This window comes from Rhizobium sp. KNZ2-6A, assembly GCF_056755475.1.
The window spans coordinates 229,078-251,834 of the sequence record NZ_JBNDIC010000003.1 but is presented as its reverse complement, the minus strand read 5'-3'; the positions used below and the strand labels follow the sequence as shown (position 1 = coordinate 251,834).

The following is a 22,757-nucleotide window of genomic DNA, read 5'->3' as shown; positions in this document are numbered from 1 at the left end:
GCACCCATTCTCAAACCGATGATAATTCAATGAGCGTTGCAAAAGATGATCCCATCGCTGTGCGGATAAGCCGGACGCTCGCGGATCGTATTATTTCAGGGGAGATCGACGCGGGCGCCAAGCTTAGGCAGGACCACATTGCCGAGGAGTTTGGCACCAGCCATGTGCCGGTGCGCGAGGCCTTCCGTCGCCTTGAATCCCAAGGACTGGTGATCAGCCAGCCGCGCAAGGGCGTGCGTGTGGCCGGCTTCAGCCTCGAAGAAGTTCGTGAAGTCGCTGAAATGCGCGCCGCTCTCGAGGTGTTGGCGCTCCGCAACGCCGCACCTCATATGACCACGGCCATTCTGGACCAGGCCGAAGAGGCCACCCACGCCGGCGAGCGCGCGGTTGACGTGCAGGCCTGGGAGGAGGCGAACCGGGCATTCCACCGCTTCATTCTATCTCCCTGCAACATGCCCCGCTTGCTGAAGACAATCGACGACCTGCACGCCGTCAGCGCGCGCTTCCTGTTTTCCGGCTGGCGAACCGAATGGGAGGCACCCACCGATCGCGATCACCGCGCGATCCTTGCTGCGTTGCGTGGAGGAAACCTGGAAGTCGCTACAGCCGTTCTATCGCGCCATGTGCAATGGGTGGGCCAGAAACCCTCGTCACGGGCAAGCTAAAAGGATTTTCGTAAAGCAAGCTCCTTTAATCTCGAGCGAATAGGCTGCGGAGATACTCGATCAGCTGCCGGTGTTTGCAGATCTACAAAGTGTCTGTAACAAGTTCAAATGAATTGCTCTTGAAGGGCGTCGGACCACCGATAGTGCTGTTTTGATCGCGCGCGATAACAATAATTTACTAACTTGCGATCAGCCATCGATGACCATACGGTGTCCGCCGGCCTGCCGTTCGGTGAGGATCGTCAGTTAATGTTACAATACTTTCTCGGGTTCTCGTCCGCACTCCATCAACAGCCGGATGAGCTCGCCCTGCCTGCGTACGCCAGTCTTCTCGAAGATGTGACTGAGATGCGCTCTGACTGTTGCGGCTGTAATGCCGAGCCGGACGCCTGCGGCGGCACGTCCGTCTCCTTTGAGAATCTCCATTGCAACGTCGGCCTCCGCTTTCGTCAATCCGAACCGGCGGCTCAGGTATTCTTTTGCCTCCGGGGGTGTCACGTCGAAAGGCGCCGCCATCGACGATCCAATGAAAACGGCGGCCATGGCCTCGGGCTCAAGTCGCGTACGCATCTCACTCCCGTTCAGAGGCAAAACATGTGCGAACAATGGCGGCGTTTGCGATAGGTTGAGACGTATGGAAAGGCCGAGCTTACCAAGCGTTGCTTCATCCCTTGCCGCAATGCGGATCGCGTTGCGCAGTTCCTGAGTTGCTTGCGGCGCTTTGGCGCTGAGCGCGCCACCGCTGTCTCGCAGAGCGTCGCCGTTCCGCAGCATGCATTCAGCGGAGCGGTTCGCATGTAGGATTTTGCTATCGCCATCAGCTAGCACGACAGCGCACGGGAGCGTATCAAGAGCTTCGGCCATACGCGCCCGCTCGACGGCCTGAGCATCCAGTATGTTGCTGATGGTGACCGCGCGGCGTAGGTGCGGGAGCATCAGCAATCCGAGCTCAATCTCCCGATCAGTGATAATCCCATGTTGCTGATGGCGTGCGACGACGATCTCAGAGAAATGTGCGGGCGTGTACATCAGAAAAAGATGCATGATGTCAACTATGCCGAGAGGCTTCAAACAGTGTTGAACGTAGGGAGCGCGCTCCAAATATTCAGCCGAGAGCTGCCTTGATGCGATAAATGGATCATCGAGAGAGGGTCCTTTCGCGAACCATTCATTCAGCCGCGCATGAATTTCCGGAATGTGTTTCCGCCGCTCTTCAAGCCCGAACTGGCCCCAGCCAACGCTCTTGTCGATCACGAGGCGGTCGTTGCGGAGATCATTGAGAGAGAGGATAACGGATTCACCAGACATCACCTCCATGAACTCTGCCAGCGTCCGTTCCCAGAGCGACGGATCAAGAGCGCAATCGTAAATCGATCCGATCAACCCCGAAACTATTTGGGGTGAGATACCAAGACCATTCTGGATCATGCTATTGGCGCTATGCATACCACGTCACCCCATGCCTCGTGATATCAAACAGGCCTACGCTTGCACGCCTTGGCCTCTGCATATTCTCGCAATCTGAAGCTAACGACATCCCGTTGCCGGGTCGCATTGCTGCGAGAATAAAACCAATTCGTCGTATCAGCCGCTCCCCCGAGCTTACCGAAAAGACAAGATATAGAACGAACGTCCGATGCGCCAGCGGTTAAGTTGTGAGATGGTTCACTTGTTATCGCTGTTTGCGAGCATCCCCGGCAGCAGTGGAAAGATTGAAATGCGAGTCATCACCACCGGCATATGCGGGCCGAATTGGTGGGAGATGTGCATTAATGATGCGTTCACGATCCACTGTTGACTGTTAATAAAGGGACCGGATTGACGCCGGAAGACATAGCGATGTCGAACATACCCGCTTATTTCGACATCGGTCCCACACGCAAGGTAAGACGATGATGAGGATTCCATTTCTTGCATCATCTGAGACGTAGCATCCGCTATCGAGCAGGTCTGCGGCAGGATTTCCATATAGATTCCAATAGGTAGAGTTTTGGCTTCTCCAGCACTCGGCATATCAATCGAAGACTTGGAATCCTTCGAGATTGACGTCATTGCCATACAGAAAGCGACGATCGGTAATTTGTCGACTATTGATCAACTTCGTGGAGCAGCAGTCTAAATATCGATCAAGTCATGGTTAAACGAAAGCTATCAATCGTCCGCATAAGCTGTTTCTCTACTATTCTACACCGTGATCCAAATCCAGATTGGGGAGGAAATTATGGCTACATGGCAGGACAATGCAAATCGAGGCCTCTATCTCTTCGAAGGAAGCGGCGATGATCCGGGCGACAGAACATGGCAGATTCTGAACCATATCCTCGATGAGAACAACTCGGATGCCTATATCAGCCGAGACTTCTATAACGTGCAGCAGACCGCCGGCGGCCTTCCAGAAGGTGTAAGCTTCGACCAGTTCCTTGAGATGATCCAGGGCCATGTGCGAAGCGAACTGGAGGGCAGCAGCTTTGGCGAGGACGTCAGCGACGAAGACTTCAAGCAGGCCGCACTGACATTCGACGACAACATCCGCCGGCATATCCGCTTCTTGAACGGGGTCGTTCATCAGGGAGCACCAGGGGAGGTTCACGTCGCCTTGTGGAATCTGATCCTGGAAAGCCGAAGCGACAGCCGCAGCATCTACTCCTGCTACAGCGACTATCTCGTCGACGCCTGAATGCCGGGTGGGTGCGCCTGGTCGCCCGAAATAAATGACGGTGCCGGCGGTGACACGCCGCGCGAATACCACTGAACAACGCTCAACATCGAATTCGGCCGCGACGGCCGATGCTAGGCTTCGGCATTCCGCCGATGCCGTCAATCGGCTTTGCCTAAACTCATCGGGCCAGCCGCATCAGCAGCAACATGCGTTACCAATTAGGGAGGCACAAATGCCTGGAAGCGATCTTCAGATTACCGGCGGGATAACGCAGGCGTTACTCGACGCACTCGAGCAGCTCCACACGGCTGTTGCCGCACAGCTCGTCAATCCTGACGGATCACCGTCAAATACGGCTGTTTATATGCATCTTCCGATCGGTCAGCCGGTCGATCCGAAAATGTACGCCAATCCGTGGACTCCGGCCGGCGGCAGTGCCTATGGCGCGGTATCCAATACCGGCGCCTTCGCGGCGCCAGCACCAGCGGCGCTACCGCAGGGGACACCTGCGACCCCTGCCGGCCAGCTTGCCGCGATACCCGCGCCGGATCCGAAACTGCAATTGGCCATCAACAGCGCCTTCAACACGGCGCAGCGGGTGGACAACATGCTGATGGTGACGAACAAGGGCGTCGCCGTCTCATGGCCTGAGCGAACAGTCAGCATCGAATATTTCGCGGCTTTGTCGGGAATGCAAGCCGAACCCATCCCTGAGCCCTCTGCCGACGTCAAAAAGCGCATCGCCGATGCTGAGAAGACGCTCTATCTGATGGATGCAGACGGCAATTTCACCGGCTACACCCAGCGCCATACCGCATATCGGCACAATCAGAAGGTTCTTGCCGATGCACGTAGCGAGTACGCACTCGCCTATTCCCTGGCTATGTCCGATCCAATCCAAGGTCAGTCCTGGCCAATAACCAGCACCAGATATCAGAATGCTGTCGATCAAGCTTATAACGATTTCAGGGACATGGGTGGGCAGCAGATCGACGACGCCATCGCAACGCTTCAGTCGATCGGTGGCAGCGCAGCCGCAGCGCTCATCGCCAAGGCTCGCAAGATGTATGACGAGTATAGCATTGGTCTTGGAGGCGCCATCGCTGTCAGGACACCATGGTCATACATCGATCCGGTCTCGTGGTACGATCATACAAACGACGATTTCGGTATCATGAAAATCAACGCCACGTCGAAGCGATATCAAGCGGCTGGCGGCGGCGGGCAGCACAGTTTTGCCCACAGTTTCTATGAGAATGAATCGTCGTCAACGTCCGGGAGTGCCGGATACAGTGTCTTCGGCTTCGGGGCATCGGCCAACGCCTCACACAGTTCCTCCAGCCATGATGACGGCTGGAACGCCGACCAATCGTCCTGGACCTCGCATCGGGATCAGAGCTCGTCTGCGGAGATCCATTTCGAATGGTTCGTGGCCAGCATCGAGAGGCCGTGGCTCCTTGGTGACCTGTTCCACATGGAAGGATGGTATCTCGCCGGGCAGAAGAAGAATGCCATCAGCGATGGCACGATCGAGGGCCAGATCGGTGACGTGCCGAAACTCTTGCCGATGATACCGAAGGCTTTTCTGGTCATCCGCAACGTCAGGATCACCGCCGACTCCTGGGGCAGCATGGGAAGCGCCTTCCAGAGTGCCACCGATAGCGCCAGTGGACATACAGAGAGCAGTTCTACGTCATTTGGGGGCAAGGTGGGCTGGTTCGGACTCGGTGGCTCGGTGCAACATTCGAGTTCCGAAAGCAGTGGCGCCTTCACCAACCAGCACGACGCAACGCAAGGTTTCTCCTTCACCAGCAGCGGGAATGGTGGAACGCTCGAACTGCTCGGCTCGCAGATCGTCGGATGGATCGGCCAGATCCAGCCCGCAGCACCACGCAAGGACGATCCGGCGCTTGCCGCGGGCGGAACGACAGCCGGCGCCGGTGGCGCGCCTGCCGTGCCGACCGACGCCCATGCAGCTCCTGAGGTCTGAGGCGCGTCATGGGCGACAATACGGACCAGCTCGCGATCCTCGGCCAAAAAGTGATCGACACTCTGATCGCAACCTACAATCCGAGCAACGATCCGTCGGTGGCGCTTGCCCTTCATCCGGGGCAAGCGCTGGCCGACGACATCGTCCAGAACGGTGTGACGAACCCCCTGCGGCTGTCGGAATGGATCGAAGACCAATACGACTATCCGCTTTGGCTGAAACGCTCCGACGCTTCATCCATCTCGGCAGCCTCGATCGGCAGTCTGTCTGCCAAGTCGGCCTATCTGGCAATGGTGCCCTGGGCGCAGCCGAGCGTGCCCGCGGATTCGCCGGCCTACGCCCGCGTCGCCGCCCTTATAGCCGAAGCACGCAGGGATCTCGGTGACAATCCCGATGCCTTGCCTCTCAGTTGTGAGCCGACCGACTTCGCCGAGCCCGACAGTACGGCCTGGCACGTCTTCGACCAAAGGATTTCGGCCAGCACCTCGACGACAACCACATCTTCCACTCCGGTAAATCCAAATCCGCAATTGTGGAAGATGCGACAGTTGACGGACGACGTTCTGTCAACTCTGACCCCCGCCAACGAGATCGCAAGGAAGCGCAAAGCATTTGTCGCTGAATTGGCGAGGGAACCGCGCAGCGAAGTCGTCAGGAAGTTGCGCACGCTGCCGGCTCCGTCGGAGTTCACCGTTCAGCCAATCGAGTTTATGACGATGGCGTCATCACCAGCAACACCGCCTACGCGGCCGGTCACTACCCGACTATCAGGCCTGTCTGTAGCCGATGCGCTGCGCGTTTCCGATACCTCCGTGCTGAGAACCTCGACCATTCGCCAGGCCACACGCCGGCTCGTCTTCAACCGCGACCATTCACTCAATCCGGAGGAGCCGCCGTTTGTCGTGGCAGGCCATACTGGCGAAGTGGCGCCGGTCAAGACAGTCGACAAAATGATGCTCAACAGGCTCTCGACGCTGCAACTTCATGATTTGGCACAAGCTCCTGCGGTCACCGAAGTGACAACGTCGGACAGCGAACTTCACGTGCATTTCGAATATTGCCTCCTAACCATCACCCGCCGTCTCGCCGGTACGCGGTGGTGGCGTTCCGATCTGATCGCGGAAGACGACTGGTACGTGCCAGGCATGAAACGCGGCGACATGGTCAAACCATCGACCGACGAAGCTTATGCACATTGCCTGCCGCAAGGCTTACTACTTGTCCGCAATGTCGAGTTCAGCGGCTCCTGGTCGACGGAAGCGTGGGCTGCGATGGACAACGCGGTATCGTTCCTGGGACCTTTCCTGATGCAAGCACCCCGGGCCACAACGGCGAGCATGCAGAACGCTGAGCAAATCAGCGTACTCGGTGTTGGGGTTCAGGTAATCGGCGAACTTTGCTTTACACTACCGCCCCTACCGCCAGCCAACGATCCGGCTTTGATCATGACCCCTGTCGGCTAGCAATGCCCGGATATGCTGCGCCAACGCGCCTCGTGAGAAATTGCGCGGGTTTAACCACATCCTCGCTCTTGGTGGGAGCAGCCCTGAGACCCCGTTGGCGCCGGCTTGGATACCGAGCGTCAACGCGACATCACTATGAATATCGCGAGTAAAATACGGCTTCATACTGAAGGCCGGCGGAGTTTTTCTCTCCCGCTCCATCGTTATACATGCCATAGTCAATGGCCAGATGCAGCTGGAGCATTTTTCGATGCCGCGAGAAGCCGTCTGGACGCTGGTTTTGTTCGTTCTTCTGATATTGAGCGCCGCGGTCGGTTCGATATTGCGCACCAGATTGCCCGCCCCGCACCGCGGGACCGAGACGATAGACTTTCTTCGCGTCGTGACGGCCTTGCTCGTGACTTTTGCGGCACTTGTCATGAGTCTGCTTTTGGCATCGGAACTGACCGCATTCACAACAGCCTCGCACGATCGCAACCGCTACGCCGCCGGTCTGGCGGAAATGGACGTCTGCCTCAAAAACTACGGCGCCGCATTGGATAGTGAGAGACAACTCCTGCGCAGCTATACCGCCGCCGTCATCGCCAGCACATGGCCGAGAGAGCCGCTTCCGCCGGGAATGACGTATCCAGACGTATCAAAATTGCCTTTGATCGGCGAAGCACCTACCCTGGGAACACTTCTGAACAATATAGGGCTCGGCATCGCCCACCAGCAGCCGATCGATCCCTTGCATCAGGTCCTTGTCGCCCGTTGCAATCAGCTCTTCGGCAACCTTATGCTCGCACGATGGACCGTCATAGAAGATGCGCACGGCTCGCTTTCGGCGCCGTTTCTCGATGTCCTGATCTTTTGGCTTATGCTGGTATTCTTGAGTTTCGGTCTTCAGGCCCCCAGAAATCCGCTGGCGGGCTCCATTGTCGCCGTCGCCATCGTTTCGGTGGCGAGCGTCATGTTTGTCATCCTGGATCTTGATCTTCCCTATGGCGGCCTTTTCGGTATTCCGAGCACGTCCATGCGGCATGCGCTGGCCGATATGCTGGCGCAATAGTGTTCGATCGGCAGCTGCTGTCATGATGGCCACCGACGAGGGTCGCCCGAGGAAATCCTTACCGCTTACGCGGTCTGCCTGGGTTGCCAGCGCAGCAGATAGGCCTCCAGCGCATAGGCAAGTCGATTGAGAGTGAAGCCGACAAGGCCCAGCACGAGAACACCGACCATGACAAGCGCCATGTCGAAACGCTCGCGGCCGGCGATGACCAGGCCGCCGACGCCCGGGCCGACCGCCAGAAAATACTCCGCGCCGACCGTCGCAAGCCAGGCATAGATCAGGCCGAGATGCACGCCCGTCGCAATCGACGGCATCGCCGAAGGGATATAGATCCGCAACGCCCTCTGGCGCGCATTGAACTTCAGTGCCCTTGCTACTTCCAGCAGCTCGGCGGGAGCCTGCCGCATGCCGTCATAGGTGTTGAGAACGATGGGAATGAAAGCGGCGAGAGCGACGAAGACGATCTTCGCCTGTTCGCCAAAGCCGAACCAGACCGAGATCAGCGGTATCCAGGCAAGAAGCGAAATCTGCTTCAGCCCGTTGAAGGTCGGCATGACCAGCCGGTCGGCGATGCGCGACAAAGCAAGCAGGCTGGCGAAACCGATGCCGAGCACGCATCCGATGAGGAAACCGGCGATATTGCGCATCAGGCTGAAACCCAGTTCGCCGATAAGATCATTATCGATCAGCTCGCGCTTGGCCGTGGCGACCACATCCTCCAGCGGCGGAAGAAAGCGCGCATCCACCAGACCGGCCCGGCTTGAGATCTCCCAGGCGACAAGGAGCAGGATCGGCAGCGTGATGCCACGCCGAAAGCGAACGAAACGGCTTGTCCGTGCCATGGTCAAAGCTCCTGCCGCTTCCAGCGCTGGATCAGCAATTCGGTGCGATCCAGCCCCTTGTCCATGACGAAGCCGACAAGCCCGATGGCGATCATCGCGACGATGACGGTATCGAGCCAGAACATCTGCCTTCCCCAGACCAGCAGATAGCCAAGCCCCTCGGAAGAGGCGAGCAACTCGACACCGACAAGCGACGTCCAGGAATGGGTGAGGCCATAGCGGATGCCGGTGAAGATGGAAGGAACGGCGCCGGGCAGCACGATCAAGCGCAGGGTCTGCCAGCGGCTGAAGCGCAGCGCCTTGCCGACCTCGATATATTTTGGTGAGACACCGCGGATTCCGGTGAGGGTATTCATCGTCATCGGCACCAGGGCACCCTTGGCGATGATGATGATCTTTAGGGTTTCCTCGATACCGACAAGCAGCATCAGAAGCGGAATCCATCCAAGCGTCGGGATCTGCGCGAAGGCGAGAAAGAGCGGCTTGATATAATCCTCGACCCGCTCGGAAAGGCCCATCGCAATACCGAGCAACAGGCCGAGTCCGGCGCCGATGACAAAACCGATGATGACGCGCCCGAGGCTGACGCCGGTGTGATAGAGAAGCTCGCCGCTCAGGATCATGTCACGGCCGGTCTGGTAGACATAGGCCGGCGGCGGCAGGATCTGCTGCGGCAGCCAGCCTCTGGCGGAAGCTATCCACCAGAGACCGAACAGACCGAGCGGAAAGATCAAGCCCGTCGCGAGAACGACGAAATGCCGAAACCTTACAGACGGTATTGGCAAGCTGGCTCGACCGACAGTTTCTATAACGGCGCTCACATCAGCCTCCGCTCGCCCACGGCCGTCATCAGGAAGCAGCCGGCTTTCCGTCGGCTCCGTAGGGCTGCCAGAACTTCGTCAGGCCGAGCCTTTCCAGTGCATTGTTGAGATATTTCGGCTCGAACCAGCCATTGAGATCGACGTCACGACGGATCAGGCCGTATTCCTTGCTCTTGACCGCCTGCTCCTTGTACTGGGAGGTCAGCAGATCATCGATCAGCGGCGAGTTGCGATAGGCCAGCGTATCATTGCGGAAATACTCCTCCAGGATCGGAACGGGCGTGCCGGACTTGTGCCAGAGTTCGAAGAGCGCCGCGCGGTTCTGCTCCTCCGACGACCATTGCGCCGCCTTGACGAAGGCATCGACGACGCGCTGCGTGATCTCGGGATGAGCCTCGATGAAGGCCTCGCGACCGATGATTCCGGCGTTGCGGCCGAAGCGCGGATCGTCGCCCTTGGTCGTGTAGATAACATCGGCGCTGTCCTTGGCGGCCAGATTGATGAGCTGCGTGTCGCCGAAGGCGGCATCGATATCCTTGCTGGTCAGCGCCGCGACCGTGCCGGCGCTGTCGAGATTGACGACCTGGACGTCCCGCTCCGTCAGCCCATGTGCCTGCAGCACCTTGATGGCGGAAAGGTGCCCGTTGGTTCCCCGCTGCAACGCGATCTTGCGGCCCTTCAGATCCTCGATCGTTTTGATGCCCGAACCCTTGGCGGCGGCGAGATAGAGCGGCTTGCGCGCACCGCTTGCCAACAGGAACTTCGTCTTCAGGCCCGTTGCGCGCCCGATCAGCGCGGGAAGATCGCCCTGATAGGCAAAATCGAGCTGGTCATTGGCAAAGCCCTCGTTCACGGCCGGGCCGGCACCTTTGAAGAAGGTCCATTCGATCTTGACGTTCGGATCGCCGGCAAATTCCTTTTCCAGAAATTCGCCTGCCCGCGCCGTCGCTGCCGACGTTCCCTCGGCATAGGGTCTATTGTCGACGCCGATCGCCGCATAGCCGACGTGAATGACGAGCGGGTCTTGAGCCCTCGCGGAGGCCGAAAGCAGGGTGAAGGCGATCGCCGCCCCGGCAACCAAGCGCGATAGATTGGACAATTTCATCTGTTGCTCCGTTATTTATTCTGCGGCGACGACGGCGGGCCGGGTTTCGGCGGCCGGGCTCTCCGGGCTGAAAACCGGGAGAGATGTCGCGGTGGTGTCGTTGAGGCTTTCAAGAACTCGATTGCGGATATCGACCAGCAGGGGAGAGGTGCGGGCGCGTGGGCGCGGCAAGCCGACCGGGATGATGTCGCGAATGCGGCCCGGCCGCGGCGACATGACGACGACGCGGTCTCCGAGATAGACGGCCTCCTCGACATCATGCGTCACCAGAACCATGGTGATGCGCTCCTTGGCCCAGATCGTTTGAAGCTCGTCCTGCAGCCTTGCCTTGGTGATGGCGTCGAGCGCACCGAAGGGCTCATCGAGGAACAGGGCGTTCGGACGATTGACCAGGCCGCGAGCGATACCGGCGCGCTGGGCCATCCCACCGGAAAGCTGATGTGGATAGGCATCGGCAAAACCGGAAAGCCCGACAAGTTCGAGGTGCGATTCGACGAGCCTCTTTTTCTCCGTCTTGGGCAGGCCGGAATTTTCCAGGCCAAGCGCGATATTGCGGGCAACCGTCAGCCAGGGAAAAAGCCGCGGCTCTTGAAAGACGATGCCACGCTCGAGGCTGGGCTCCTTGACCGGCCGTCCGGCATGGCCGACGAAGCCGGATGTCGGAAGATCGAGGCCGGCACCGAGGCGCAGCAAGGTCGACTTCCCGCAGCCGCTCGCCCCGACGATAGTGACGAATTCGCCCTTGGCAATGTCGAGACTGACATCGTCGAGAGCGGTCAATGTCTCGCCATTCACCTTGAACTGGCGGGTGACATGGCCGATCTGCACGTGCAGGGAATTGCCCATGGCTTTCTACTCCGCGGCGGCCGCGTACCGTGCCGGATGCTGCGGCACCTTCAATCCGAGATTTTTGCGGAGCATCACGTGATAGCCGACCGGGTAAAGCTTCAATTGCCGTCGTCTGCCCGTCATCACCTTCTCCATCGTCGCTGTTGGAAGAAGGCTAAACATTAAAGATAATAATCTATAGAAATTATATTCTATTTACCGCCGCCAGTTCGGATTTGTTCGGCGCACAGGGTGCCGAACCGGCGGAGATCGTTTCGCAGCGCCCCGCCGTGACGGCTGGAAATTGCGGATGCTGGCTGCTTACGGCCTTGCCAGGAAAAGAATTTCTTCCCGAGAGACCAAATAGATATTGCTGGACTTGGAGCGACAGTCGCCGAACCCTCCGTGCCTGAGAGCGGCAATCACCGCTCAGATCCATAGGCGTGGAGCAGGCATGTCTTTCACATCAGACACATCCGATCCTCTGGTCGCCAAGGCGATCGAACTCAGGCAGGCGTTCCATCGGGATGCGGTAGAGCGTGACAAGGTGGGCGGCAGGCCCACCGAACAGATCCGCTTACTGAAGCAAAGCGGCTTGCCCTCCGCGCAGATCCCCACGCGATACGGCGGTCAAGGGGCCTCCTGGCTCTCCATCCTGCGTGTCGTGCGGGAATTTGCCCGCACCGACGGGTCGCTCGCGCACCTCTTCGGCTACCATCACCTGCCTCTGAACCTCATTCTCTTCCGCGGCTCCGACGTGCAGAGGGAACGCCTGCTCGGGGCCTCCGCCGCCGGCAATTTCGTTTGGGGCAATTCCGGCAACGCCATGTCGAAAACCTCTTCGGGACGGCGGATCGACCATGGCTGGCTGGTCAACGGCAAGCGGCCGTTTTCCTCCGGCTCGCATGTTGCTGACTATATCCAGATCTCCTTCGAAAACGCCGATGGCGAACGGTTGACGGCGGCGGTTCCCGCCAATCGAAACGGCATCGTCATCGAGGATGACTGGGACGGTATCGGCCAGCGCCAGACCGGCAGCGGCACGGTCAGTTTCCACGATCTCGAGATCGCCGACGACGAGGTTATCAGCTCTCCAGCAGTTCCGCTGACCCCTTACACATCGCTGACGTCGCTGCTGCAGCAAAGCGTGCTGCTCAATGTCTTCGTCGGTAGCGCGCAAGGCGCGCTGGAAGAGGGCAAGGCTTACACGACGACAACGTCGCGGCCCTGGATCTATTCCGGCGTCGACAAGCACACCGACGATCCCTGGATCAAGCGGCAATATGGCGATCTTTATATCCGCACGCTGGCAGCCACCGAGCTTGCCGACAAGGCGGCGCTGAGCCTCGACAAAGCCTTCAACCAGGGACCGGGCCTGACGCATGAAGATCGCGGGGCCGCCGCCATCGATATCGCCACGGCCAATGTCTATGCCGGCGAAGTGGGGCTTGCCGTCTCCAGCGAGATCTTCGAGGTCATGGGCGCACGCTCGGCAACGACAGCCAATGGCTTCGATCGCTTCTGGCGCAACGTGCGCACCCATACGCTGCATAATCCCGCCGAGTACAAGAAGCGCACGCTCGGCACCTTCCTGCTGACCGGCGAACTTCCCATTCCGGCAATGTACCGCTGAAAGGACATCTCATGGCCAGACGCAAGGACCAGATCAAGCTCGGCGCCTTTCTGCTTTTCACCGGTCATCACGTTGCAGCCTGGCGGCATCCAGAGGCATCCGCCGGGACAGGGTTCGAGAACTATCTGGAGCTCGCCAAACTCGCCGAGGCCGCCAAGTTCGACACCATCTTCTTTGCGGATGGCGTTGCGGCACGGCTGAAGGACTTGAATGCGGCGAGCCGTAAGGCGCATAGCGGCATCTATCCGTTCGAGCCGATCACGCTTCTGTCGGCGCTGGCCAGCGTCACCCGGAATATCGGCCTGATCGCAACGGCTTCGACGAGCTTTTCCGATCCCTTCAACCTTGCGCGCCAGTTCGGCTCGCTCGACCGATTGAGCGGCGGCCGCGCCGGCTGGAATCTCGTGACCTCCTCCGATCCGGACGCGGCCTTCAACTTCGGCCATGACGCGCAGGTCCTGCATGCGGACCGCTACGACAGGGCTGAGGAATTTGCCGATGTCGTGCTCGGCCTCTGGGACAGTTGGGAGGACGATGCTTTCATCCGCGATCGCGAGAGCGGCCGCTATTTCGATCCGGAGAAGCTGCATCGGCTCGACCACAAAGGAAGGCACTTCAAGGTGCGCGGCCCGTTGAACATTCCGCGATCGCCGCAGGGTCGTCCGGTCGTCGTGCAGGCCGGAGCCTCGGAGCCCGGCAAGGAACTGGCCGCGCGCACCGCCGAAGCGATCTTTGCCGCGCAGATCACGCTTGATGAAGCCAAGGCCTTCTACGCCGACGTGAAAGGCCGGCTCGGCAAATATGGCCGCTCGCCGGATGACCTGAAGATCCTGCCGGGTATCTTTCCGGTTGTCGGACGCAGCGAGGCGGAAGCGGAAGACAAATTCCAGGCTCTGCAGGAGCTCATCCAGCCGGAGGTCGGCCTCAATCTTCTGTCGCAACTGACCGGCGTCGATTTGAGTTCCTATCCGCTCGATGGTCCCGTCCCGCCCGAACCGCCGGCAACCAATGCCGGCAAGAGCCGCCAGGAACTGGTGCTCGATCTCGCCCGCCGCGAAAACCTGACGATCCGCCAGCTCTACCTGCGCATCGCTGGCGCACGCGGGCATTGGCAGGTTGTGGGAACGCCGACGCAGATCGCCGATGTCATGGAAGAGCGCTTCGAGAATTACGGCGCCGACGGCTTCAACATCATGGCGCCGATCATGCCCGGCGGCCTTGCCGATTTCATCACGCTCGTCGTGCCGGAGCTGCGCCGCCGCGGGCTGTTCCGCAGCGAATATGAGGGCACGACCTTGCGGGAAAATCTTGGGCTCAAACGCCCAGCCAACCGTTTTTCGGCAGAAAATGCGGTCGCGGCAGAATAGGAGAAAATCAAATGGCGCGTGACAAACTATTCCTCATTTCACCCGGCTTTGCCGATCCGAAACATCCGGGTGTCAGCTTCGTTTGCCCTTATTGCAATGCCGTCGAAGGATTGCTTGCCTCCTTCCCCGATCTCGCATCGTCGATCGACGTCGAAAGGGTCGCCTTCCTGCGACCACGCCAAAAGGTGATCGACGTTGCCGGCGAGCAAAACCAGTCCCTGCCGCTTCTGATCCTTGCGGAGAACCCGCCAGCCGACGCCGGCGAGTGGAACGGCACGCGCTTCATCAATTCGACCGATCGCATCCTCGAGCTGCTTGCCGAACGGCACGGCTTTCCGCGCGTGCATTAGGGAGCGCCCGCCATGACCATAAAACCAGATGGTTTCGAACCGCCCCACCCTCTGCCCTCCCTTTTCGAGGCCGATACATCGAATCCCCATCTCGCCAAGGCCGTCGAGCTACGAGACACGTTCGCCCGCGATGCCGTTGAGCGAGATCAATCCGGAGGCAGGCCCGAAGAGCAGATCCGGCTCCTCAAGGACAGCGGCCTCGTCAATCTGGTGATCCCGAAGGAGTTCGGCGGGGCGGGCGAACCCTATTCCACCGCCATGCTGATCGTACGCGAATTCGCCAAGGTCGATGGCTCGCTTGGCCATCTCTACGGCTATCATTTCAGCCCGCTGCAGAACGCCGTCACCACGCTCCACGACGAGCGATCCCAGGACATCCTGCGCCGCTCAGCCGCCGGACGCTGGTTCTGGGGCAATACGACGAACAGCTTCTCCAAGAGCCTCTTCGGGCGGCAAGAGGGCGGAAGGGTCATCCTCAACGGCTTCCGGCCCTTCGCCTCCGGCTCGCATGTCGCCGATTATCTGATGGTTGCCTGGGAAGACGAGGAAACCGACAAACGGAGCTTTGCCTATATACCGGCCGACCGCAAAGGCATCACCATCACCGACGATTGGGACGGGATCGGCCAGCGGCAGACGGGAAGCGGCCGCGTCCTCTACGAGAACGTAGAGATCAGCAGTGACGAAATATTGCCGGAGCGCCCGAAGGATCCGATCGCCCTCTTGGCGCCGTTGCAGCAACAGAGCGTGTTGCTCAATGTCTTCGTCGGCTCCGCGCAAGGAGCATTGGCGGCGGCACGCGACTATACGGTCACGAAATCGCGCCCGTGGCTCTATTCCGGTGTCGAGCGCCACTCCGACGATCCATGGATCAAGAGGCAGTATGGCGAGTTATGGATCAAGGTGCAGGCGGCAACGGCGCTTGCCGATCGGGCGCTCTTAGCAGTCGATGCCGTCTATGCGAGAGGACACGATCTTACCGCAGAGGAGCGCGGTGAAGCAGCGATCGCGGTCGCATCGGCCAACGTGCTCGCCGGCCGGGTTGCGCTTGAGGTGACCAGCGAGATCTTCGAGGTCATGGGCGCGCGATCCGCCGTCAGGCCGCTTGGGTACGATCGCTTCTGGCGCAATGTGCGCATCCACACGCTTCACAATCCCGCCGAATACAAGACCCGCAATGTCGGAACATGGTTCCTCGACGGTGAGTTTCCGGAGCCGGGGATATTCCAGTGAGCAGGAAACGCGAGCTTCACCTCAACATCAACATCCTGCATTCCGGATTTTCCCCGGCCGCCTGGCGCATGCGGGGAAGCGACCCGCGTGCATCCTTCGATATCAATCACTACATCAATGTCGCCCGCATCGCCGAGCGTGGTACTTTCGATGCGATCTTTCTCGCCGATCAGGCAGCCATTTCCGATCGCGTCGATTTCAGGCCGCTGACGTCACTGGAGCCGACCATCGTGCTGGCGTCGGTCGCGGCCCATACTGAGCATATCGGCCTGATCGCCACGGCTTCGACCACCTATAACGAGCCCTACAATATCGCGCGCCGCTTCGCGACACTCGATCATGCAAGCGGCGGCCGCGTCGGCTGGAATATCGTCACCAGCGCCGATCTCTCGCAAAGCCGGAACTTCGGCCTGGAAAAGCCGGTCGCGCATCAAAGCCGTTATGAACGCGCAGAAGAGTTTACGTCGGTCGTCAAGGCGCTGTGGGACAGCTGGGAGGAAGACGCCTTCATCGGTGATGTCGCCAGCGGACGGTTCGTCGATACCACCAAGGTCCATCCGATCGCCCATCGCGGCAAGCATTTTGCCGTTCATGGGCCTCATAATGTCCCGCGTCCGCCGCAGGGACACCCTGTCATCGTGCAGGCCGGCGGCTCGGACGATGGACGGGAGTTGGCGGCCCGGCACGCCGAAGCCGTATTCTCGGCCTCCCAATCCCTGGAGGAGTCGCTCGATTATGCGCGCGACCTCAGAACGCGAGCCGCTCGGCATGGTCGCTCTGCGGACAGTCTTCTTGTGCTTGCCGGCCTTGCAACGATTATCGGCAGCACCGAGACGGAGGCCAGGCGGCGCGAAGAAGAGCTGCGCGAACTCATTCCACTGGAATACAGCCTTGCGCGCCTCTCCGGCGTTCTGCAAGTCGATCCGAGTAAGTTAAAGCTCGATGAGCCCCTGCCGGACGATATTCCCTTGCCGGCCGATGGAGGTCACACTTTCTTTCGGGCAACGCTTGCTCTTGCACAGCGCGAGAAGCTGACCGTGCGCGGCCTCATCCGCGCTTTGAATGGCGGAACCGGGCACCGGACCATTGTCGGCACGCCCGAAGCAATTGCCGATGATATCGAAAAATGGTTCCAGGCAGGGGCTGCCGATGGCTTCAACCTGATGCCCGATGTGTTGCCGCATGGCCTGGAGGTGTTCGTGGACGAGGTGGTGCCCATCCTGCGCCGTCGCGGCCTGTTTCGCAAAGAATATGCCGGTCGCACGCTGCGTGATCACCTGGGTCTTTCACGGCCCGCCAATCCCTATGCGATTGCCGCCGAATGAAGGAGAAATAGCATGACGCCAGTTGCGACCGCCAAGCTTCCGGACGATGACCGGCTCGCCGCCCTCGTCAGCGAGCGCTACCGCAATAGCCAGCATATCGGCGCGGGTTGGAACGAAACGATCGAGACGCTGCTTTCCCATCGCACCATGCGCGACTATCTACCGAAGGCGGTTCCGGACGATGTCGTCCACCTTGCAATCGCTGCGGCGCAATCGGCGCCGAGTTCATCCAATCTGCAGGCCTGGAGTGTCGTTGCTGTCAGAGACGAGGCGCGCAAGGCCAAGCTGAACGCCATTGCCGGAACACAAAGACAGATCGCACAGGCCCCGCTCTTGCTGATCTGGCTTGCCGACCTTTCCAGGCCACGCCGCATTGCGGCGGATCAGGGTTCCGCCGCCGATGGACTGGACTATGTCGAGAGCTTCCTGCTCGGCGTCATCGACGCCGCGCTCGCGGCGCAAAATGCCGTCGTTTCGCTGGAATCGCAGGGCCTGGGTACCTGCTATATCGGCGCGATCCGCAACGATCCCGAAACCGTGGCACGCGAGCTGGAATTGCCAGAGGGCGTGTTTCCGGTCTTCGGCTTGACGGTGGGCTATGCCGATCCGGCAATACCGGCCGCCGTCAAGCCACGGCTGCCGCAGACGACGGTGCTGCATCACGAGCGCTACGATCGTAGCCGGAGGTCGGACGATCTGCGTCACTACAATACGGTCTTGCAGGACTTTCAGGCCGAACAGCGCATGCCGCGCATCGACTGGACAGTGCAGGTGAAAAACAGGATCGGCAGCGTCGAAGCCTTGAAGGGGCGACATCTGCTTGGAGTTGCCGCGCGCCGCCTCGGCTTCAGGCTGAAGTGATCGATATTATTCGGCGGCGGCGATATCGAATTTGCGCAATGAGTTCCGCAACAGGATATCGCCGATCGTCCGCAATGCCTTGACCTCGGCCTGAAGCCAGTTGCGGAACAGTTCGACGCGCATCAGGCGTTCCTTGGCGGGCGTCGTCACGAAGAAATAGGAAAAACTTACCGGCTGCGGACTGCCGAACGGGCTGACAAGGCGCCCCGCCTTCAGCTCGGCCTCAGCCAGACGGACCTTTCCGAGACCGAGCCCCTGCCCCGCCAGCGCTGCGTCGATGACGAGGGAAGATTGGCTGAGACGGAAGCCACCATTCGGCAGGCGCAGCGTCAGTCCTTCGGCGCGCAGCCAGGCATTCCAGTCGGGACAGGAATGGTCGTGCTCCGCCCCATCCTCATGCAACAGCGGCACGCCCTCGATCGCCTGCGGGCCGCTCCAGAGCCAATGCCGCTCGGCGAATTCCGGGCTGCAGATGGGCACAACGGCCTCGGAGAACAGGTGCTCGACGACCAGACCGGGATAGCCGCCGCTGCCATAACGGATGGCGCAATCGGTGTCGCCAGCATTCAGATCGGTCAATTGCGTCGAGGCATCGAGCAGAATCTGCAAGCCCGGCGCCGCCTGGCGTAGAGCATCCAATCTCGGGATCAGCCATCTGCTGGCGAAGGATGGCGCCACGGACACGCGGATCGGAAGATCGTGATCGCTGGCAGCGAATTGCGTCATCGTCGCCAGCACCGCGTCGAATGCATTCGTCAGGCCGGGAACGAGCGCGAGACCTGCGGCCGTCAACTGCAGCTGCCCACGGATCCTGTGAAAAAGCGGCTGTCCCAGATAATCCTCCAGGAGCCGGATCTGCTGGCCGACGGCGGCCGAGGTCACATGCAATTCCTCCGCAGCGCCAAGGAAGCTCAAGTGCCGCGCGGTGGCGACGAAGGCGCGCAGCGAGGTCAATGGCGGCAAGCGCGCCAAAGTCGGCTGGATGGCTTTTTTCCGGATATGCGCAATCGTGTTCATGGCGCGATTGCAGCACAATCCGACCGGCAAAGACGAGAACGCGCTTTGCGTTTACCGGCAAGCGGACGGACATTTTCTTCCATGCCCGGGGCGCATCCGGGAAGCAAAAACTAAAATCGCAAAATAGTCTATATTTTTAATAGACAAATGCCTGCGACAGCTTCCGGCGAAGCGGGATTTCGCGAAGCTTTTCTTTCTCAGCGAACGAGAAAAACATTCTTCCGTTTTGCCGGTTCGCGACCTGAAGATGCGCCAGCCGCGTGTGGTCCGCAGTCTCTTTGCAGCCCGTCCGCCGCATATCCGCACAGGAACCGCTCTATTTCAGTCGGCAAGGAAACCGAATGACCATCAATCGCCGCCGTTTCAATCAACTGCTTCTGCTCTCCACCGCAGCAGCCCTCCTGCCGTCCGTAACCGCTTACGCAGCGGCGGAAACGCCACCGCGCGGCGGCACACTCAATTTCATCGTCGAACCCGAGCCACCGACGATCCTGGCGCTCGCCCATACTGCCGGCGGAACGCAGAAGATCAGTCCGAAGATCACTGAGGGCCTGCTCACTTACGACTTCGGCCTCACGCCGAAGCCACAGCTCGCAACCGAATGGTCGGTCACTCCAGATGGTCTGACCTATACGTTCAAGCTCAGGCCCAACGTCAAATGGCATGACGGCAAGCCGTTCACCTCGGCGGACGTGGCCTATTCGATCGAGCTTCTGAAACAGGTCCATCCACGCGGACGCGGCTCGTTTGCCAATGTCATCGCAGTCGACACGCCTGACACGCTGACTGCGGTGTTCCGCCTCTCGAAGCCGGCACCCTATCTCTTGAAGGCGCTCTATGCGGCCGAGTCTCCGATCGTGCCAAAACATGTCTATGAGGGCGTGAAGATCGCGGATGTTCCGACCAATCCCAACGGCAGCGCGCCCATCGGCACAGGCCCCTTCATCTTCCGGCAATGGGTGCGCGGCTCCCATATCCTTCTCGAGCGCAATCCCGATTACTGGGATACAGGCAAGCCCTATCTCGACCAGATCGTCGTGCGTTTCGTGCCCGATGGCGCTGCCCGCGCGGCCGGCTTCGAAACCGGCGAATTCGATCTTGGCGGCGACAATCCCATTCCGCTCGCCGATCTCGAGCGCATCAAGGCGCTGCCGAATATCGGCATCGATTCCCGCGGCTACGGGACGAAGGGTGACCAGACGCAGCTCATTCTCAACCTCGACAACGAATATCTGAAAGATGTCCGTGTCCGCCGTGCGATCGCTCACACCATCGACCTCAATGTCATCCTCAATACGGTCTGGTATGGCTATGGGCATGTCTCGGCGACGCCCATCAGCACCTTCCTGCCGCAATATCTGGATACTACGATTAAGCCCTATGCCTTCGATCTGAAGGCCGCCGAGCAATTGCTTGACGAAGCCGGCTACAAGAGAAATGGCAGCGGAACTCGGTTTACGCTTCGCCTGACGCACAATTCCTACAACGAGGGCTTCAAGCGCGTTGCCGAATATCTGAAGCAGAACCTTGCGCGCATCGGCATCGATGCGAGGATCGATTCCTACGACTTCTCGACCTACATCCAGAAAGTCTACACGGAGCGCGCCTTCGACCTGACGGCCGAATATCTCGGCAACCAGTTCGACCCGACGCTTGGCGTGCAGCGCATCTACTGGTCGAAGAACTTCAAGCTCGGATTACCCTTCTCCAATGCCAGCCACTATCAGAACCCGGAGGTCGACCGCCTGCTCGAGGCGGCATCGGTCGAAGTCGACGAAGCAAAGCGCAAGCAGGAATTCAATGACTTCCAGAAGATCATCGCCGACGAGCTTCCCGTCATCAATCTAATCTCGCTCGAAAACGTCACCGTCTTCAACAAGCGCGTCAAAAATCACACGATCGGCGCGGAAGGCGTGCAGTCGAATTTCGCCGATGTCTATATCAAGGAAGGCGAAGGCTGACACTAAGAAGCAGCCCGTTCTGCTTGAGGGGGCGATGCTGCGCCCCTTCTTTTTATGTTGCCTTAGAGCAGTTCCAGGAAAAGTGCGTAGCGGTTTTCCGTCCGGAATTGCGTAAAAACAAAGGATAGAGCGTTTTCGCGATTCGAAGAAAAGCGGAAAAGCTCTAGGAAGCGGCGAGAGCAAGTGGGGTCAGCTTGCTCAAGATGCGATCCGCCAGCGCGATCGCCTGCGTGCGCTGTTCCGTAATCGAGCTTGATTCCCAGGCAACGCCTCGAAGGGGATGACCGATGGCACTTACGTTGCGATGGACACGCCCCTCTTCGGAAATGACGTCGCCCTCTGGTGTGGCATCGATGCCGAAGCTGGTGCTGTGCGGACGAACCTCGCCGCTTTCGACCAAGCTGCAGACGAAGGGATCGCCAATGCGCCGCCAATCATGCAATTGATGACCGCGACAATCGATGACGCCGCCGAAGGACTGCCTGCGGGTGCCCGATCGAGTCTTCAACGTGGCTGTGATCAAGCCACCGGCGGGCTTCATTGCGAGCAATCGTGCCGGCTGATGTTGGAACCGTCCCTCGGCAATCGCATCGGTGACGGCGCGATAGCTCTCGGGCGCGGCCCGATGAGCCGTGACATCCCAAAATGCCCGCAGATGACGGGCAAATCGTAGTCTCTCCGCATCGCTTGCCTTCTGCCACAAAGGCAGGATGTAGGGTCGGATCGCCAGCGGCAGCGCCTGCCAGTCCTTCGCTGCAGCGGCCAGCGCGCGGCGCTCGGCCTTGACGCGGGACAGCAACGCACGAGCCGTCGTCGGCAATGGACCATCGGCGAGAAAATCGCGTTCCGGCTCTACATTGCGGCGATCCTCGATCAATTGACCACGCCTGGATATCGCCTGATACCGGCCGCGAAAGCCGCGCGCCTCCAGGCTGGCGACCGCATCGACCATCGACAGGCTCGACCCGATGAGCAGGATTTCGTCGGTATCTGCCACACGATCCAAGGCGGCTGCATCCGAGGGAGACGCCGCAAAAGCCGGGTGCTTGGCGACAGACGCTTCCCGCGGATTGAGCGGAGGCTGGAAGACGCCAAGAGCCAGGATTACTTCGTCCGCCTCCAGCGTTTGACCCGCGCTCGTCTTGATCCGCACTTTGTGCGGAGCGGAAATCAGGTTGGTTGCCGAAACTCTGACATGACGGAATGTCGATCCGGCGCGGGCCGTCGCGATTGCGCGGTTCAGCTCGTCGCGGACATAGGTTCCATAGAGGTAGCGCGGCGGGAAGCTGCCGGCGATATCGGCGGGCGGTATCCAGCCATATTGGAAGGCATTGCCGGCGAGCCAGCGAACGAGATGGTCAGGCTCCTCCGGATGAAGGGAAAACGTGCTCGCCGGCCCGTTGACGAGATGAACGGCCTCGGCCGTGCTGTAGGCGACCCCGCGCCCAAGCTCCTCGCGAGGCTCCAGTATCGTGATCGACAGCGGCACATCCGTCCGGTCGAGCAGCTTTATCGCGGTTAGGGCGCCGGCAAAGCCGCCACCGACGATGACGACGGAATGATGAGAATGCGGGTCTATGTGCATG

At 59.8% G+C, this 22,757-nt stretch carries 20 protein-coding genes; 12 read left to right on the top strand and 8 right to left on the bottom strand.

Translation table 11 applies throughout. The features are described 5' to 3' along the window. The first annotated feature begins 29 nt into the window (after window positions 1-29). Window positions 30-665: a GntR family transcriptional regulator gene (locus tag ACPYOP_RS03875; RefSeq protein ID WP_481409091.1), complete on the top strand. Its 636-nt coding sequence runs from the start codon at window positions 30-32 to the stop codon at window positions 663-665. 252 nt (window positions 666-917) lie between these two features. Here the strand turns inward: ACPYOP_RS03875 and ACPYOP_RS03870 are convergent, their stop codons facing one another. Both ACPYOP_RS03870 and ACPYOP_RS03865 read right to left on the bottom strand, forming a co-directional pair. Continuing rightward, window positions 918-2,111: a helix-turn-helix transcriptional regulator gene (locus ACPYOP_RS03870; RefSeq protein WP_481409070.1), complete on the bottom strand. Its 1,194-nt coding sequence runs from the start codon at window positions 2,109-2,111 to the stop codon at window positions 918-920. 219 nt (window positions 2,112-2,330) lie between these two features. Further along, on the bottom strand, window positions 2,331-2,633 hold the full coding sequence (locus ACPYOP_RS03865) for a hypothetical protein (protein WP_481409069.1): 303 nt from the start codon (window positions 2,631-2,633) through the stop codon (window positions 2,331-2,333). A 253-nt stretch (window positions 2,634-2,886) separates the two neighbouring features. Here ACPYOP_RS03865 and ACPYOP_RS03860 point away from each other — a divergent pair, with 253 nt between their 5' ends. The 4 genes from ACPYOP_RS03860 to ACPYOP_RS03845 all read left to right on the top strand — a co-directional run bounded on the left by ACPYOP_RS03860 (window position 2,887) and on the right by ACPYOP_RS03845 (window position 7,828). Continuing rightward, window positions 2,887-3,342, top strand: coding sequence for a hypothetical protein (locus ACPYOP_RS03860; protein ID WP_481409068.1), 456 nt, complete (start codon window positions 2,887-2,889; stop codon window positions 3,340-3,342). 214 nt (window positions 3,343-3,556) lie between these two features. Then, entirely contained in the window at window positions 3,557-5,314 is a 1,758-nt protein-coding gene (locus tag ACPYOP_RS03855; RefSeq protein ID WP_481409067.1) for a hypothetical protein, read from the top strand. A gap of 8 nt (window positions 5,315-5,322) precedes the next feature. After that, the gene (locus ACPYOP_RS03850) at window positions 5,323-6,777 is read left to right on the top strand and encodes a hypothetical protein (protein WP_481409066.1); all 1,455 of its coding nucleotides are present in this window, start codon (window positions 5,323-5,325) and stop codon (window positions 6,775-6,777) included. 250 nt (window positions 6,778-7,027) lie between these two features. Beyond that, window positions 7,028-7,828: a bestrophin-like domain gene (locus ACPYOP_RS03845; protein WP_481409065.1), complete on the top strand. Its 801-nt coding sequence runs from the start codon at window positions 7,028-7,030 to the stop codon at window positions 7,826-7,828. Between the two features lie 65 nt (window positions 7,829-7,893). Here the strand turns inward: ACPYOP_RS03845 and ACPYOP_RS03840 are convergent, their stop codons facing one another. Genes ACPYOP_RS03840 through ACPYOP_RS03825 form a run of 4 tightly spaced genes read right to left on the bottom strand, consistent with a single transcriptional unit; the run spans window position 7,894 to window position 11,442 of the window. Next, window positions 7,894-8,670, bottom strand: a complete 777-nt coding sequence (locus ACPYOP_RS03840) for an ABC transporter permease (RefSeq protein ID WP_481409064.1) — start codon at window positions 8,668-8,670, stop codon at window positions 7,894-7,896. A gap of 2 nt (window positions 8,671-8,672) precedes the next feature. Further along, the gene (locus ACPYOP_RS03835) at window positions 8,673-9,491 is read right to left on the bottom strand and encodes an ABC transporter permease (protein ID WP_481409063.1); all 819 of its coding nucleotides are present in this window, start codon (window positions 9,489-9,491) and stop codon (window positions 8,673-8,675) included. Between the two features lie 28 nt (window positions 9,492-9,519). Beyond that, window positions 9,520-10,596, bottom strand: a complete 1,077-nt coding sequence (locus tag ACPYOP_RS03830; RefSeq protein ID WP_481409062.1) for an ABC transporter substrate-binding protein — start codon at window positions 10,594-10,596, stop codon at window positions 9,520-9,522. Window positions 10,597-10,611: 15 nt separating this feature from the next. Continuing rightward, the gene (locus ACPYOP_RS03825) at window positions 10,612-11,442 is read right to left on the bottom strand and encodes an ABC transporter ATP-binding protein (RefSeq protein ID WP_481409061.1); all 831 of its coding nucleotides are present in this window, start codon (window positions 11,440-11,442) and stop codon (window positions 10,612-10,614) included. A gap of 436 nt (window positions 11,443-11,878) precedes the next feature. Here ACPYOP_RS03825 and ACPYOP_RS03820 point away from each other — a divergent pair, with 436 nt between their 5' ends. The 6 genes from ACPYOP_RS03820 to ACPYOP_RS03795 are packed head-to-tail and all read left to right on the top strand — an operon-like array spanning window position 11,879 to window position 18,193. Further along, window positions 11,879-13,057 (top strand): acyl-CoA dehydrogenase family protein, encoded by a 1,179-nt coding sequence (locus tag ACPYOP_RS03820; protein WP_481409060.1) that lies wholly within the window; start codon window positions 11,879-11,881, stop codon window positions 13,055-13,057. Window positions 13,058-13,068: 11 nt separating this feature from the next. Then, complete coding sequence (locus ACPYOP_RS03815) at window positions 13,069-14,424, top strand: LLM class flavin-dependent oxidoreductase (protein WP_481409059.1); 1,356 nt, start codon at window positions 13,069-13,071, stop codon at window positions 14,422-14,424. Window positions 14,425-14,435: 11 nt separating this feature from the next. Further along, window positions 14,436-14,774: a DUF3088 domain-containing protein gene (locus ACPYOP_RS03810; RefSeq protein ID WP_481409058.1), complete on the top strand. Its 339-nt coding sequence runs from the start codon at window positions 14,436-14,438 to the stop codon at window positions 14,772-14,774. Between the two features lie 12 nt (window positions 14,775-14,786). Then, entirely contained in the window at window positions 14,787-16,007 is a 1,221-nt protein-coding gene (locus tag ACPYOP_RS03805; RefSeq protein WP_481409057.1) for an acyl-CoA dehydrogenase family protein, read from the top strand. Next, window positions 16,004-17,332 (top strand): LLM class flavin-dependent oxidoreductase, encoded by a 1,329-nt coding sequence (locus ACPYOP_RS03800; protein ID WP_481409056.1) that lies wholly within the window; start codon window positions 16,004-16,006, stop codon window positions 17,330-17,332. Before ACPYOP_RS03805 ends, ACPYOP_RS03800 begins: the two co-directional genes overlap by 4 nt. Window positions 17,333-17,344: 12 nt before the next feature. Further along, window positions 17,345-18,193: an NADPH-dependent oxidoreductase gene (locus tag ACPYOP_RS03795; RefSeq protein WP_481409055.1), complete on the top strand. Its 849-nt coding sequence runs from the start codon at window positions 17,345-17,347 to the stop codon at window positions 18,191-18,193. A 6-nt stretch (window positions 18,194-18,199) separates the two neighbouring features. On the opposite strand, the gene ACPYOP_RS03790 is transcribed toward ACPYOP_RS03795, so the two are convergent. After that, complete coding sequence (locus ACPYOP_RS03790; RefSeq protein WP_481409054.1) at window positions 18,200-19,210, bottom strand: LysR substrate-binding domain-containing protein; 1,011 nt, start codon at window positions 19,208-19,210, stop codon at window positions 18,200-18,202. A 341-nt stretch (window positions 19,211-19,551) separates the two neighbouring features. Between ACPYOP_RS03790 and ACPYOP_RS03785 the strand changes: the two genes are divergently transcribed. After that, a complete protein-coding gene (locus tag ACPYOP_RS03785) occupies window positions 19,552-21,171 on the top strand; it encodes an ABC transporter substrate-binding protein (RefSeq protein ID WP_481409053.1) in 1,620 nt (539 codons plus the stop codon). 163 nt (window positions 21,172-21,334) lie between these two features. Here the strand turns inward: ACPYOP_RS03785 and ACPYOP_RS03780 are convergent, their stop codons facing one another. Further along, window positions 21,335-22,756, bottom strand: a complete 1,422-nt coding sequence (locus tag ACPYOP_RS03780; RefSeq protein WP_481409052.1) for an FAD/NAD(P)-binding protein — start codon at window positions 22,754-22,756, stop codon at window positions 21,335-21,337. Window position 22,757 lies beyond the last annotated feature (1 nt).

Coding starts and splice junctions, on each gene's coding strand:
- ACPYOP_RS03875 (WP_481409091.1), top strand. CDS start 30: ATGAGCGTTGCAAAAGATGATCCCATCGCTGTGCGGATAAGCCGGACG.
- ACPYOP_RS03870 (WP_481409070.1), bottom strand. CDS start 2,111: ATGCATAGCGCCAATAGCATGATCCAGAATGGTCTTGGTATCTCACCC.
- ACPYOP_RS03865 (WP_481409069.1), bottom strand. CDS start 2,633: ATGGAAATCCTGCCGCAGACCTGCTCGATAGCGGATGCTACGTCTCAG.
- ACPYOP_RS03860 (WP_481409068.1), top strand. CDS start 2,887: ATGGCTACATGGCAGGACAATGCAAATCGAGGCCTCTATCTCTTCGAA.
- ACPYOP_RS03855 (WP_481409067.1), top strand. CDS start 3,557: ATGCCTGGAAGCGATCTTCAGATTACCGGCGGGATAACGCAGGCGTTA.
- ACPYOP_RS03850 (WP_481409066.1), top strand. CDS start 5,323: ATGGGCGACAATACGGACCAGCTCGCGATCCTCGGCCAAAAAGTGATC.
- ACPYOP_RS03845 (WP_481409065.1), top strand. CDS start 7,028: ATGCCGCGAGAAGCCGTCTGGACGCTGGTTTTGTTCGTTCTTCTGATA.
- ACPYOP_RS03840 (WP_481409064.1), bottom strand. CDS start 8,670: ATGGCACGGACAAGCCGTTTCGTTCGCTTTCGGCGTGGCATCACGCTG.
- ACPYOP_RS03830 (WP_481409062.1), bottom strand. CDS start 10,596: ATGAAATTGTCCAATCTATCGCGCTTGGTTGCCGGGGCGGCGATCGCC.
- ACPYOP_RS03825 (WP_481409061.1), bottom strand. CDS start 11,442: ATGGGCAATTCCCTGCACGTGCAGATCGGCCATGTCACCCGCCAGTTC.
- ACPYOP_RS03820 (WP_481409060.1), top strand. CDS start 11,879: ATGTCTTTCACATCAGACACATCCGATCCTCTGGTCGCCAAGGCGATC.
- ACPYOP_RS03815 (WP_481409059.1), top strand. CDS start 13,069: ATGGCCAGACGCAAGGACCAGATCAAGCTCGGCGCCTTTCTGCTTTTC.
- ACPYOP_RS03810 (WP_481409058.1), top strand. CDS start 14,436: ATGGCGCGTGACAAACTATTCCTCATTTCACCCGGCTTTGCCGATCCG.
- ACPYOP_RS03805 (WP_481409057.1), top strand. CDS start 14,787: ATGACCATAAAACCAGATGGTTTCGAACCGCCCCACCCTCTGCCCTCC.
- ACPYOP_RS03795 (WP_481409055.1), top strand. CDS start 17,345: ATGACGCCAGTTGCGACCGCCAAGCTTCCGGACGATGACCGGCTCGCC.
- ACPYOP_RS03790 (WP_481409054.1), bottom strand. CDS start 19,210: ATGAACACGATTGCGCATATCCGGAAAAAAGCCATCCAGCCGACTTTG.
- ACPYOP_RS03785 (WP_481409053.1), top strand. CDS start 19,552: ATGACCATCAATCGCCGCCGTTTCAATCAACTGCTTCTGCTCTCCACC.
- ACPYOP_RS03780 (WP_481409052.1), bottom strand. CDS start 22,756: ATGCACATAGACCCGCATTCTCATCATTCCGTCGTCATCGTCGGTGGC.